Origin of the sequence: Bacteroides sp. AM16-13, assembly GCF_003602705.1 — a bacterium.
Lineage (GTDB): Bacteria > Bacteroidota > Bacteroidia > Bacteroidales > Bacteroidaceae > Bacteroides > Bacteroides xylanisolvens.
In genome coordinates this window covers 83,631-96,388 of record NZ_QTLK01000016.1, presented here as the reverse complement: position 1 = coordinate 96,388, position 12,758 = coordinate 83,631, and the positions used below count along the sequence as shown (strand labels likewise).

Here is a 12,758-nt window from a genome sequence, read left to right as displayed (position 1 = left end):
ATTCTTTTACCGGGGACAATGCCCCGGCAAAAGAATCCGTTAAAATCTATTTTTAATGAACCGGCAGACTAATAGCAATTACATTCCCAGTTCTGCATCCTGTTCAACTTTCGTCCATGGTTCCACTGTGATATGTGCCTGCATGTACGTTTTCTGGTTGATGGGATCTGTCGGGTCCACGGTAACATCTTCATCATCGGGATAACCGATTGAAGTAATTTTTGAGATATTTACATTGTAAAAACGGTTGCGCATTACCGAATAGAACAGGTTGTTGGCTTCCGTCTTTCCGTCCATATTATCTTCAACATTCACACGATAATAACAAGTACCTCCGGTGTACTGAAAAATACGTATTGTTCCTTCAATACTTTCCTTATAGCCCGGTAGTGCATTCTTGGGATGCGAATATTTCTTGATGGTAACAACTGAATAAATACCTTCAGAAGTAGAGAATGAGCTTCCATAATATACACTTACAGAATTCTCTATATCACCTTCGTCTACAGCACTTCCCTCGTCTACTGCATTTAACCATTTCTGTTTTCCGGCTTTATTCAAATAAGTCTTTAAAATCATGCCCAAGCCATAGTTTGCCAAGTTTCCACTAAAGTCTGCAGGAGCCGTATAAATCTGATTTTCCCATTCCGGGACAATAAAATATGGCGGTACATCTTTTCCTCCTGTAGTATAATCAGTTCCGTCTAATTTATTTTCGATACTAAGATTGCCACCATCCTTTTTCACTTCAACAGCATTAATCATCACATTAGCCGCCGGAGCAAATACACCTTTCACCAACACATAAGTAGTATTTCCCCTTACCGGTGTCTGATTGGAGTTCTCCGGCAAATATATAGACTCTATAGCTTCCCCGTCAGCACTTGCTTTCAAATCCAAATTAGGCTCATTCACCTCGTCATAATATTTAGCGAAATCTGCAAATGTAGAGCTAGTATTAGTCATTGTATAGAACGGCGTAAGGAAACCATCAACATGATTATGCAGAAATATATAGCTCTGAACCGGAAGATTACGAACCGTAAAAGTCGGAGTAAGTAATTTGCCTAATGTATTACTTTCACTATCTTTCAATATCAAAGCATCCGCATTTACATAAGTAGCCTGCAACTTAGCAGCAGCACGGGATATGAACACCTCCAAATGATTGTTTTTCTTCATTTCCGCCGAACTATCATACGCCGGTTTCGAACAATCCTCAGCAGAAATCCCGGGATATAATGTGTATTCGGTTGCCTTTAATACATTTGCCATCAGGAAACCATTGGTCGCCGCATTCCCATTACCGGATATTTTATCAAAATTACCGACACGCGATACAGCAACTGCCGTTTCTACACCTTTGGTATGGGCAATACGTCCTGCTTTCGTACAATGTGTCAAAGTAACAGCTTCAAATTGAGCAGTTGTAGTGGTAGACGTAATCCAGTCGTCCTGCATATTAGCTACTACATACACTTTCTTTTTACCGGAAGTTAGTTTCAATACAGCAGTGTGCTCCGTGCCATGTTCATCTACAGTAGCATTATCCGTCTTTGCTTCAAAGCTACCGGACTCATTGAAGATATAAGCCCGCAGATTTTTGATGTTTTTTTCTGTAGTAGTACCTTCATGTGTGTCACCCGTTGCACGTGCTACAACACCATCTTTGCCCAGTTTAAATGTAAACTTCGCCCAAGTAGGCTCTCCCTCTATGACTTCGGTATTACCATTGTCATCGCTTCTTTCTTCACCTAGCTTGTCCTCACTGCTACAAGCAGCAAACGTTATTGTTGCCAGCGCAAATACTCCGATTAGAAAATAATTCTTTCTCATTTTTGTCTTATGATTAAAAAATAAATTATTATATATTGAGATTTATATGGTTCCATTTTTCATCCGGTAATACACCTTGATGTATCCGGCTCGACGCAATTGCGGAAAGAAGTGTTCTTCCAAATAACGATAGGGCACTCCTCTTTTCAAACGTTGCAACTGTCCCTCACGGCCTTTCATTATCGGAACTGAATCAATAATATTCAATACTTCCTTACGGTATTCCATATCAGAGTGTTCCACTTTATAACGTAGTTCTTCCCAGCCCTCATCACCATTCACAAGCGCAAAGCAACTATCCGCCAAAGCAATCCGGTCGGCTATATATTGCTTCAGCGCTTCAGCTCGTTTTCCAGACAATTGTTTATTGAATTCAAAAGCGCCCTCGGGTGAGGAAAGCCCCAATAGCACTACGCGAGCTATCTCTACTTCGGGATCTTCACTAATACGGCGAATTACATCAATGATATGTTCCAGCACTCTCTCATTATCCAGATAATTGCTATCTATCTCTGCCTTTGCAAGCTTGAAATAAACAATCTGTGCTCCTTCCTGCTCGCCCGCCAGAATCCTTTTACCCGCTGAATAGTTATCTATGGGTTCTACAAATTTCTCTGTTTCAGCCAGTACTTCCGTAGCACATTTATGCGGTAACATTTCCGGTATTTCCACCTTATTCTTTATTTCCGGCTTAACAATAGAATATCCATCCGTCCGGTTCCACGTAAACAATTCCACCATATCCAACTCCTTTTTCATACAGCAATTTCCAAGTTGCCGCCGTAACACTAACTTTGCCTGCCATATCCAAAGTTGATTGGCTAACATCGGAGTTGAACATGTTATTGTATTCCATTGCCGATTGGATACTGTATATATTAAGTCTTTCTCTGCTTTTGATGAGTGAAGCACTTTTTGTCTTCGAACTATTTTCTCCCGTATTTTGCCATTTACGCGTATGACAGGGAAAGCAAAAGAGTGATTTCCCTTTATATCTATCAATATAGGTGTAAGCAACAACTCATCATTTGCTTTTGTAATGCCGGGAGCAATCATCAAATGAAATCTCAAACTCACAGAATCACCTTGAGCATTCTTCTCTATAGAAAAATTATTGATCTTGATCGAATCATTATTTTGAGCGGAAACTGACATGACCGTTATACTCATAAAAAAGGAAAGTATTATAATCTGAAAACTATTCATTTGGGATATTATTTAAGTAAATATATGATAGATACAGCGGCACGTGTAGGCCCTAAATAATTACGGTTGTTTACGCTTAAACGCTTACCACATTCCTTACACGGGTAGTTACTATAATGCAGGTGTGCATAGCCGATCCCTAATGTCCCTTCTATACTCCAATGTGGTGAAAGAATCCACTGATACCCATAACTGAATCCGAATCCTGCAAGATTTCCCTGTCTTCTAAAGTCACCTAGTCCCCAATATCGAATATTACTGACATTATATTGTCCATAAAACAAATGTCCGCCAAAGAAATGTCCATTGAACCGTTCACAAAGCCAATAGCGAAACTCTGATTGTATCAACCAATGCTTCATTTTTCTATTGTTGGAACCATAACCATTCTTACCCAAAGGAAAAGGATTGTAGGCTCCCCACAAGTCAACAGTCAGTTTGGGAGATATTCCCCATTCCACCCCTATGTTTGGTGTTTGTAACAACCCGCCATAAAGTAAATTCGTTTTTACTGCTATATCTTGTGCTCTAACCGCAAAACATCCTAGCAAAGTAAATAGACCAATAAGTATGCCGGCTTTATTTCTTATACAATCATTCATTTTATACAGTCTTTTCAAACTATTTCTTATGCATCTCTATTCCGTAATAGAGATGCATAATTACATATAAATAATAAACATTTAACTATCAACGAATTATATTACAGAAACTAATAACAGAATGTTTCAATATCATAATATAATGAATCATAACAAACAAAATAAATAATATTATTCTGATATATAATTCATTAAAAAAATAGATACTGAAACAATTGTGAAACAAACAGATAAGTAACAGACTAAACAATCAAAACAGTTATTGCCATGGAAACAAAACATACAAAAAGCGAACTTTTGTACATTGAAGAACATCAGTCATGTCAAAACTACATGACAACGATTGAAACCGGATTCAAATATCTTGAATTCGCCAAGAATGCAGCATTTGAAGAAGATAATACAACTAAAAATTATCTTCTGTTCTTTCTGAAAGGCGATTTCACCATTTGTTGCAACCAGTTTCATAACAAGCTGTTTCATGCCAGAGAAATGATACTCATCCCTCGTTCTTCCCGGCTAAAAGGATTTGCGGAAACCGATTCAAGCCTGCTCTCCATGTTTTTCGATATACCTGCAGAGAACTGTGACAAGCTCATATTACAGTCTTTATCAAATGTATGCAACAACATAAAATATGACTTTTCACCAATTAAAATACGCTATCCACTAACACTATTTCTTGAAGTATTAACTCACTGCATCAAAAACGGAATGAGTTGCGCACACTTACACGGGCTGATGCAACGAGAGTTTTTCTTTCTTTTACGAGGGTTTTATGAAAAACAGGAGATTGCAGCATTATTCCACCCCATTATCGGAAAAGAAGTGGATTTTAAAGATTTTGTCATGCACAATCATACCAAAGTAGATAATATAGAGCAGCTTATCTCACTATCGAATATGGGAAGAAGCTGTTTTTTTACCAAATTCAATGAAGTGTTTGGTATGACAGCTAAACAGTGGATGCTGAAACAAAAGAACCAAAGAATATTGGAAAAAATGACGGAACCAGGAGTATGTATAAAAGATATCATTGAAGAATTGGGATTTGATTCGCAAGGTAACTTCAACCGTTACTGCAAACAACATTTCGGATGTACCCCCAAACAACTGATAGAGCAATGTCAGGCAACCAATCAAACGAGTTAGCCATTATTATCTCTATCTGTACAAAATGAATAAACTATTGGACTTTATGATAAATTCAATAATGAAAAATTTCATTTACTTTGCAGCGTGAAATATATTAAGAAACAAAGGTATTTTTAATATGCATCTCTATTACGGAATAGATTACAATATTGCAAAGATAAATAAAAATATGATATATTCTAATTTTCAACAGATTATATTACAAATAATTATTTCATTTGGATAAGTTTGTAACGATGCTATTCACCTGATTGAGCATGAATACATCAAAATCCTTTAAATAGACGCGTGTCATTTCTTCCGAAGTGTGTCCAAGTCCGGCACTAATCACAGAAATCGGAGCTCCATAGTCACGTGCGAGGGTAGCCCAGGTATGGCGTGCAGTATATGTCGTCAACGGTACTTCAATATCAGCTACAACAGCGATTTTCTTCAAATGCCGGTTAATACGGCCCAACGCCAAACGATACTGTTTGTATCCAGAAGCATATTCACCGCTGATTATCGGAAAGAGATACTCATTTTCTGTCTTATATTTATCTATCAAGCCCTGCATCTGCGGAGTCACCACTATACGAATCAACTGTTTCGACTTATGACGGGAATAGGTCAGCACACCATTGCAAATATCGACCTTCTTCAAAAGAACAATATCAACAAAAGCCATTCCCTGCGCATAAAAGCTAAACAGATACAAATCGCGGGCAAACTCCAGTTGCGGTTCATTCGTCAAATCCAAGTCCGCCAGAATCTGCATATCCTTCCGTGACAAAGCGCGTTTCACAGTCTTCGCCGGACGGGTCTGCGCTTTAGCAAACGGATATTCGACACGGGGATGATAGCCGTCCATTACCGCCTGGTTATACAAAGAGCGCAAGTTGCGCAGATAATAACTTACCGTATTGCCGGAAGCACCGTTACTATACAGGAAATCCTCATATCTCCTGACGAACGCCAAATCAACCTCCGACATCCGCACATCGGGGCGACTTATAAATTTTGCCAACGACGAACGGGTACTCTTGTAGGCCGCAGCCATTCCCACTTTCTTCAACTCCTGCTTACGCTCAATCTGCGCATTGATATATCGCAATAAATAAAACTGTGGTTTTCCTGTACCAAAAGCATTTTGAGCCAGAATATCCTCCACTGTAAATTCTTCCCTTGTCCGCTCAAGCTGCCTGATCCGTGTATCAATCTGATTCCGCATCTTCCGTAGCTCGCGGTTCATTTTCACAACCTCCGTAGCCGTAAAAGTAGAACTTACGCCATTCATAATCTTCCCTTCCAGCTCGTCAAACACCTCTTCTTTCATCCGGTAGCCTGTATACAGTAACTTTTTTCTCCGATTGTGTATCACCTGAAATACTAAAGGGTAACTACCATTATTCAATATCCTGCTCTTGTTCAGCATAAGTTTCACTGATGTTATCATATCTTGCTTTTTTTGTTTGAGACGTAAAAGTACAAAGTTCACCTTACTTATCAGAACTATTTTTCCGCCTGTTACGCAAGAAACAAGAAATGGAATAAAAAGTTTTTCCACTTTAAGAATAGTTATCTGATAAATATAGTTAAAATACACGCTCTAGTAATCAGTATATTTTTATTACATATCTCCAATATGCATACGCATAAATTAGATATGTATATCATTTATAATATTTCTTTACATAACACAAAGAATACCGCTATTCTTTCTTTTGAAAAATCAGAATATTAGGCATAGCTTTGCACGATGGATTTTAGGGAGCCGTCCGTTCCTTTAAAAGGAAGAGGTCATTCCTCGGTGTGCAACGGGCCGTTCCTTTTAAAGGAACGGCCCGTTGGTTTTAAAGGAAAAACCGGCATTTGTAACCATTTGAATTTCAACTTCTTACCGAATTAGAATTCCGTCCCCGTAACCCATGGGATTTTTTCCAACAAACACGACGGAATCTGCCGCACGAAGCGGCAATCAGTATACAACAAATTTCAACAATTCAAAATTCAAATCCCATGGTTACAGTCACGTTTGCCATCAAGCCATATCTGGCGAGGTATATGTATGTCCGGTACGGACAAAGTTTAGAACTTCTATCGCACAACAATCCACCTTCAAGGCTCCCCATTCCAATCCACCTCTCCCACCTCACTCCCATTTATCACTTCCTGCATCAATTATCTGTTCCTCATCCGCAAGGCGTCTCCTGGAAAGAAGCAGGAAATATCACTTTTGTTCTTCCCAGCCCAAGGCTGGGCAAGAATCCGGAAATCTACAATTACTTCGGTCAGGACAGTATCTTTATTATCGAAAAGGAAATTGAGGTGGAAATGAAAGCGGAGCTTTATTCGTTTCTGTTGGAAAATAAGTTCAAAAATGGGGTGATGTATATAAAGTCGATGCATGAGTTTGTGGTAAAGTATGATATGGAGGAGTCGGTGGAAGAGGAAAGTTTGATGAGAGGGTTTCAGAGGTGGAGAAAGAAAATGAAAAAGATATAACGTTACAGAATTCATCATATCCTAATTAGAGACCTTTTAAATAAAATCGTCCTACCAAACAAAATCTTTCCCACAAATGGTGAAATAGGACATCTTCATAAATGACATTGCTTTTTTAAAACATAACTTTTCCATAAATACAATTATATATAAAAACTATCATCAAATATTTCATATTACTAATTTTCTTCTTACACTGTCAATACATTTTCCAGAAATATAATGATGTAAAAGAATAAATTAATATTATATTTGCATATTCGACATATATTATCACATAACTCAAATATTATTATGGAAAGCGCAAAAGACATTCTGTTTGAATTAAGACATAAAGAAAAAAAAATATCAGATTTAGTTAGATTCTTAAGTATTAGATGTGATGAAACTCCCAATTACTCTTTACTTATGGGCGCAGGTTGCTCCATAACTTCAGGTATAAAATCAGGAACCCAATTAATAAATGATTGGAAAAAAGAAATCATTGAATATGCTGATGACTATGATACAAGTATCACTTCTGATGAATATTTCGAAAAACAAAACTGGTTTGATGAAAGAAATCCCTACTCTTCTCTTTTCGAAAAACGATATGATTTACAGCGACAAAGAAGAGCATTTGTTGAAAATGAAGTAGCAAACAAGAATCCTTCAATCGGGTATGCTTATTTAGTAAAACTTATAGAAAACAACTATTTTAATGCAATATTCACAACAAATTTTGACGACTTACTGAATGAAGCTTTTTATAGATTTTCTAATGTCCGTCCAGTTGTATGTGCTCACGACTCTGCTATTACAAGTATTACAGTTACTTCTAAACGTCCCAAAATAATCAAACTTCATGGAGATTATTTATTCGAAGATATAAAAAGTACTTTAAGAGAAACTGAATCATTAGAAGGAAATATGAAAAATAAATTCATTGAATTTTCTAAAGATTATGGACTTATTGTAGTTGGATATGCAGGAAATGATAGATCAATTATGGACATTTTATCTTTTCTATTGAAAAAAGAAGAATTCTTTAAAAATGGTATTTATTGGTGCATTAGAAAAGGAGATGAAAATATTTCAGATGATCTCAAAAAATTACTATGGAAAGATAAAGTCTTTTTCATACAAATTGAAGGTTTTGACGAATTAATGGCTGAACTTAATAAACGTTTAAACAAAGGTGTATTGCCCATTGATAATGCAATTCTAAGCAGTGAACATCAAATTAAATTAATTAAAAGCTTAACATCGAATGAATATGTAGAAAAATCTAATTCTAAAATAATTCAAGAAGACTCCAAAAGATTAAAGAAAATGGTCAATCACAATATTTTTGAAGATTTTTTCAAACACGTAGATGTAAAAAAAGAGAAAAAAGATAATACAACAAGAAAAGATAGTTCATCTAAAATCTCCGAAGAAGAAAAAAAAACTTTAAATAAAGTAAGAATTTTATTTCTAGAAGACGAAACAGAACAGGCCTATAAATTAATCAATGAACAAAAATTAGAAGATTCTGATAATTCAAGTTACAAAGCTGAATTATTAGAAATGAAATTAGCATTACTTCATAATATGAATCTCGAAAACAACATAGAATATAAACAAACAATAGACTCCTTGATTGCAATTAAACCTAATACAGAGATGTATTATATAGAAGCTGTCAATTCGTTCCCTGAAATAAAAGATAAGATAGAATATATAGATAAAGCTATAGCAATATATCCCAATGACTATAGCTTATATAGAAAAAAAGGAGACTTTATGGCTGATTATTACAATTCATTAATTAATAAAGAAGAATCAGACATCGCTCCAAATGCAATAACAACATGTTATCTTACCAGCATAAAACTAGATGGAAGTATATTCAATAAAGCATGGGTTAATTTATGCGACTGGTATAGTCATCTATACAAGAAGGAAAATGAAAAAAAGAAAGAAGAAATATTATCTCTATTAAAAAAGTATAAAGAGCAAAACGAATATCATCCCAATTATCTAAAAGTCTGCCACCGTTATAGTAATATGATTAATGAAAAAATTGATAAGCTTTTGATTAATGGATATAGTTTTGCTAAGCAAACAGATGATCCTACATGGGTAGAATCAACAGTCTTAATTTTACTTGATTATTTTGAAGAAAAAGATCAAAAAAATGAACTAACTAAATTCATGGAAGAATTTGAGAAGGAATACAACCCATCTTATGACTATTTATTAAAAAAGGCAACTATCTTTGCCAAAAAGTTTGACAACATAGCTGAATCTATAAAAATTTTAGAAGATATCGAAAATGGAAACTACTTCAGAAATAATATGCTAATAAAGCTATATGCTATTATACAAGAAAAAGAAAAAGCTCAAATTATTGTAGATAAATATAATAAAATTGACCATGAAATACTTATCTTATACAATCTCGAATTTGAAGAATATGAAACTGTCTGCAATCTTATTGAGAAATATTGGGAAACACATAAGAAAGACGTTAGCACATTTGTGAGTTATTCTTATGCAAAATTAAAATTAAAACAATATAAAGAAATTTATTGGGACTTAAAACAATATTACGATAACCCTCAAACTTGTATACCAGAAATTGCAATTAATTATTTTATAGCAGATATCAAACTCAATAAATTAGATGATAAGAAAATAAAGAATAAAATACTAAATAATAAAGATTTGTATGATAATGATGTCATAGCTGCAGCTTATTCACTCATCGGTGATATACCAAATGCGCTGGATTATTTATCTAAAGCTATAAAAGATGACAATTTACTCAAATATTCTGTGCGAGATTGGCCCGCATTTGAAAATTGTAAAAATGACAATCGGTATCAAAGAATTATAGGTATAGCTTAAAGGGACTCTCCATCATATTGAGAACAAAGAATTCGGAGCTCTCCATACAGTTATGAAGAGCTCCTATTTTTCTACAAAAAATAATGTTTTGGTAAATGTTCCTGCTTCTCCTTTACCATTAAGATAAATCCTAAAAGATCTTTTATTTCATCTTGATAGTCTCGTGGAAAACTTGAAATATACTTTTGAGGAACAACAAGTGTAAGTCGGGAATCATGCATCTCCTTTAACTGATTCTTTGATATTCCCTGCTGAAGAGTAAATAAGAATTTAACATCCACACGATCCGCCTCCGTCAAAACTTGCCGCCAACGATCTTTGCAAGTAGTCTTAGCCCCCAAAACAATAAGGTCCCCAGCTGGAAATTGTATATTACGATAACATTTACCATTGGGAAAAAGGAAATCCGGCTTTTTATTATCTTCAGTTACAGCTTGCTCCTCAAAAACAAGTGCATTATGTACAAATATATCAGATAAATGATGCTCTAATGATTTACCAGCACGAGACTTACGACGATTAAGCACTTCATTAGCTGTTTGTATAAATGTATCAATACTATCAAAAGAATGTGTTATCATATCCGCATAAAATTTTTCTTCCATACATTTAAACAGTCGGAACTCTGTATCCACCCAATTCAACAAGACATCATCAGGATTAGTTTTAAAAACATTTTCACCAATTTTATAAGCCTTATTATAACATTCTCGTGCTCCTAATGCCATTTGTCGAGTGTCTGGAAATTTATCAAAACGACTAACAAAATCACGGAAGAGTTGCACTATTTTTTCGTCTGGTTTAATAACACCCGCGACATCTATTAGTTGATTTGTTTCGTCTGGAGCAAGATTGAAATAAGCAAAAAATCCATCTATATCTTCATCAGCACTAAGAACATAGCCTAAATAATCTTCTTCAGTATATTTAGCAATAATGAGTAAATCTCCAACATTATCATCTTGAAAAAAAGGAAAGCCTCGACCAAAACGGGTTACACGATACTCATTACGTGTACCTTGTCCATAATATTTCATACAACTTTCCGTTGTAAAATCATCCTGCCATTTTATTTGTACAGTTTTCTCCTTATTTTCTCCTTTTTTCCCCGGTTCATCAAAAAGTAAACTTGATGCACACTTAGGTATATAAAAACCAGCTTGATGACTTCCTGTTGCACCTGTATCATTTCCAGTAATAAACCGGCACCAAGCAGCTTTAGATTGCTGTACACTTTGTATCGCAGAGTCCAGTATGTTGCTCATAATTATTGATTGTTTTAATAATTTGTTCAGAAACTGCAGTTATGAGTGGAACTACTACAGAATTTCCACACTGTCGATACGCTTGTACATCAGAAACTTGATCTAAACGATATTTATCAGGATAGCCCATCAATCGAGCACATTCACGAGGCGACAATCTTCGAGGATTTTTCCCATTTCCTTGCGGAACAAGTATTTCTGAACCATCTTTATAGTAACGGGCACTCAATGTACGAGAGATACCGTTAAGATCAACCATCCCAAACCCAAAACCATTTCCTTTTGCACGATGCTTCTCTGCATAGTTTTGTAAATAACTCCAAAGTTTATCACTCAATGTATATTTATCATCAATATCTGACTCTAAAATCTCCCGTATGCCCCGTGTAGATTGTTTTTGTTCAGGAAAACAGAATTGTTCTTCTCCATGAAAAATTTCACGATTAAATCCAACAATCATAATACGCTCCCGATGCTGAGGTACATAAGCCTGCCCATCCATAACCTGAAAATGAATTGAATAATTCAATTCTTCCAGTGTACCTTTTATAATCTTAAAGGTATTACCCTTATCATGTGACATCAAATTCTTCACATTTTCCAAATAAAATGCTTTAGGACGATGACGACTAATAATATCCGCTACATCAAAAAAAAGTGTACCTTGAGTTTTGTCCTTAAAGCCCGTTTCCCGTCCTAAACTTTTCTTTTTAGAAACACCGGCAATAGAAAAAGGTTGGCAAGGGAAACCTGCACATAAAATATCAAAATATTGAGGTATATAACTTTTAGTAACTTCTTTCGTTATATCTCCAAATGGCATTTCACCGAAGTTCGCCAAATAAGTTTTTTGAGCATATTTATTCCATTCTGAAGAAAAAACACATTTTCCTCCTTGTGCTTGCATTGCCAAACGAAAACCTCCCATACCCGCAAACAAATCAATAAAAGTAAATTGGGGAGATTGAGGACTTGGGAAAGGAACCCTAAAAAAGTCAGAAAAGAGACTATACTCAACTGGATTTTCAGCAACCTTCATTACATACTCTTCAGTTATCGTCTCTTCTTTATTACTTTTTTTTCGCTCCAAAAATTCCCGGATAGTATATAATATTTCTTTCTTGTTTTGTTCATTACCAATGCAATCATTATTATGCAGGTAATGACTTAACACTGCCAATTGGTTCTCCCAACTAGTTTCGCCATATATCTTGATGCCATTTTGTACATCAACCTCTTCCGGAAAGTCAACGAGTTTTATATCTTGTATGATGAATTGCTTAGCTGTCATTCAATTATTGATTTGGATACAAAAATATAGTTTTTTATCGAGAATAAC

General features: G+C 35.3%; 9 protein-coding genes. 3 read left to right on the top strand and 6 right to left on the bottom strand.

Annotation, left to right across the window (positions count from 1 at the left end; all coding sequences use genetic code 11):
* Positions 1–78: 78 nt before the first annotated feature.
* From DW173_RS14540 to DW173_RS14530, 3 genes are read right to left on the bottom strand one after another with little or no spacing between them, the layout of a single operon-like run.
* Entirely contained in the window at positions 79–1,836 is a 1,758-nt protein-coding gene (locus DW173_RS14540; RefSeq protein ID WP_120144625.1) for an Mfa1 family fimbria major subunit, read from the bottom strand.
* Between the two features lie 42 nt (positions 1,837–1,878).
* Positions 1,879–3,042: a DUF3868 domain-containing protein gene (locus DW173_RS14535; RefSeq protein ID WP_120144624.1), complete on the bottom strand. Its 1,164-nt coding sequence runs from the start codon at positions 3,040–3,042 to the stop codon at positions 1,879–1,881.
* Between the two features lie 8 nt (positions 3,043–3,050).
* A complete protein-coding gene (locus DW173_RS14530; protein WP_120144622.1) occupies positions 3,051–3,644 on the bottom strand; it encodes a DUF3575 domain-containing protein in 594 nt (197 codons plus the stop codon).
* Positions 3,645–3,911: 267 nt separating this feature from the next.
* Here DW173_RS14530 and DW173_RS14525 point away from each other — a divergent pair, with 267 nt between their 5' ends.
* A complete protein-coding gene (locus DW173_RS14525; RefSeq protein ID WP_120144621.1) occupies positions 3,912–4,796 on the top strand; it encodes a helix-turn-helix transcriptional regulator in 885 nt (294 codons plus the stop codon).
* A 217-nt stretch (positions 4,797–5,013) separates the two neighbouring features.
* On the opposite strand, the gene DW173_RS14520 is transcribed toward DW173_RS14525, so the two are convergent.
* Entirely contained in the window at positions 5,014–6,234 is a 1,221-nt protein-coding gene (locus DW173_RS14520) for a site-specific integrase (RefSeq protein ID WP_120144645.1), read from the bottom strand.
* Positions 6,235–6,797: 563 nt separating this feature from the next.
* Here DW173_RS14520 and DW173_RS14515 point away from each other — a divergent pair.
* The gene (locus DW173_RS14515) at positions 6,798–7,283 is read left to right on the top strand and encodes a hypothetical protein (protein ID WP_120144620.1); all 486 of its coding nucleotides are present in this window, start codon (positions 6,798–6,800) and stop codon (positions 7,281–7,283) included.
* 294 nt (positions 7,284–7,577) lie between these two features.
* Positions 7,578–10,154 carry an SIR2 family protein gene (locus tag DW173_RS14510; protein ID WP_120144619.1) on the top strand — a complete coding sequence of 859 codons (2,577 nt, stop codon included), beginning with the start codon at positions 7,578–7,580 and terminating at the stop codon, positions 10,152–10,154.
* Positions 10,155–10,225: 71 nt separating this feature from the next.
* Here DW173_RS14510 and DW173_RS14505 read toward each other — a convergent pair whose 3' ends face one another.
* Together DW173_RS14505 and dcm are read right to left on the bottom strand one after the other, a co-directional pair.
* Positions 10,226–11,419: a type II restriction endonuclease gene (locus DW173_RS14505; protein ID WP_120144617.1), complete on the bottom strand. Its 1,194-nt coding sequence runs from the start codon at positions 11,417–11,419 to the stop codon at positions 10,226–10,228.
* Positions 11,373–12,710 carry a DNA (cytosine-5-)-methyltransferase gene (dcm, locus tag DW173_RS14500; RefSeq protein ID WP_004315885.1) on the bottom strand — a complete coding sequence of 446 codons (1,338 nt, stop codon included), beginning with the start codon at positions 12,708–12,710 and terminating at the stop codon, positions 11,373–11,375. Before dcm ends, DW173_RS14505 begins: the two co-directional genes overlap by 47 nt.
* Between the last annotated feature and the right edge of the window lie 48 nt (positions 12,711–12,758).

Coding starts and splice junctions, on each gene's coding strand:
- DW173_RS14510 (WP_120144619.1), top strand. CDS start 7,578: ATGGAAAGCGCAAAAGACATTCTGTTTGAATTAAGACATAAAGAAAAA.
- DW173_RS14525 (WP_120144621.1), top strand. CDS start 3,912: ATGGAAACAAAACATACAAAAAGCGAACTTTTGTACATTGAAGAACAT.
- dcm (WP_004315885.1), bottom strand. CDS start 12,710: ATGACAGCTAAGCAATTCATCATACAAGATATAAAACTCGTTGACTTT.
- DW173_RS14530 (WP_120144622.1), bottom strand. CDS start 3,644: ATGAATGATTGTATAAGAAATAAAGCCGGCATACTTATTGGTCTATTT.
- DW173_RS14520 (WP_120144645.1), bottom strand. CDS start 6,234: ATGATAACATCAGTGAAACTTATGCTGAACAAGAGCAGGATATTGAAT.
- DW173_RS14505 (WP_120144617.1), bottom strand. CDS start 11,419: ATGAGCAACATACTGGACTCTGCGATACAAAGTGTACAGCAATCTAAA.
- DW173_RS14535 (WP_120144624.1), bottom strand. CDS start 3,042: ATGAATAGTTTTCAGATTATAATACTTTCCTTTTTTATGAGTATAACG.
- DW173_RS14515 (WP_120144620.1), top strand. CDS start 6,798: ATGGTTACAGTCACGTTTGCCATCAAGCCATATCTGGCGAGGTATATG.
- DW173_RS14540 (WP_120144625.1), bottom strand. CDS start 1,836: ATGAGAAAGAATTATTTTCTAATCGGAGTATTTGCGCTGGCAACAATA.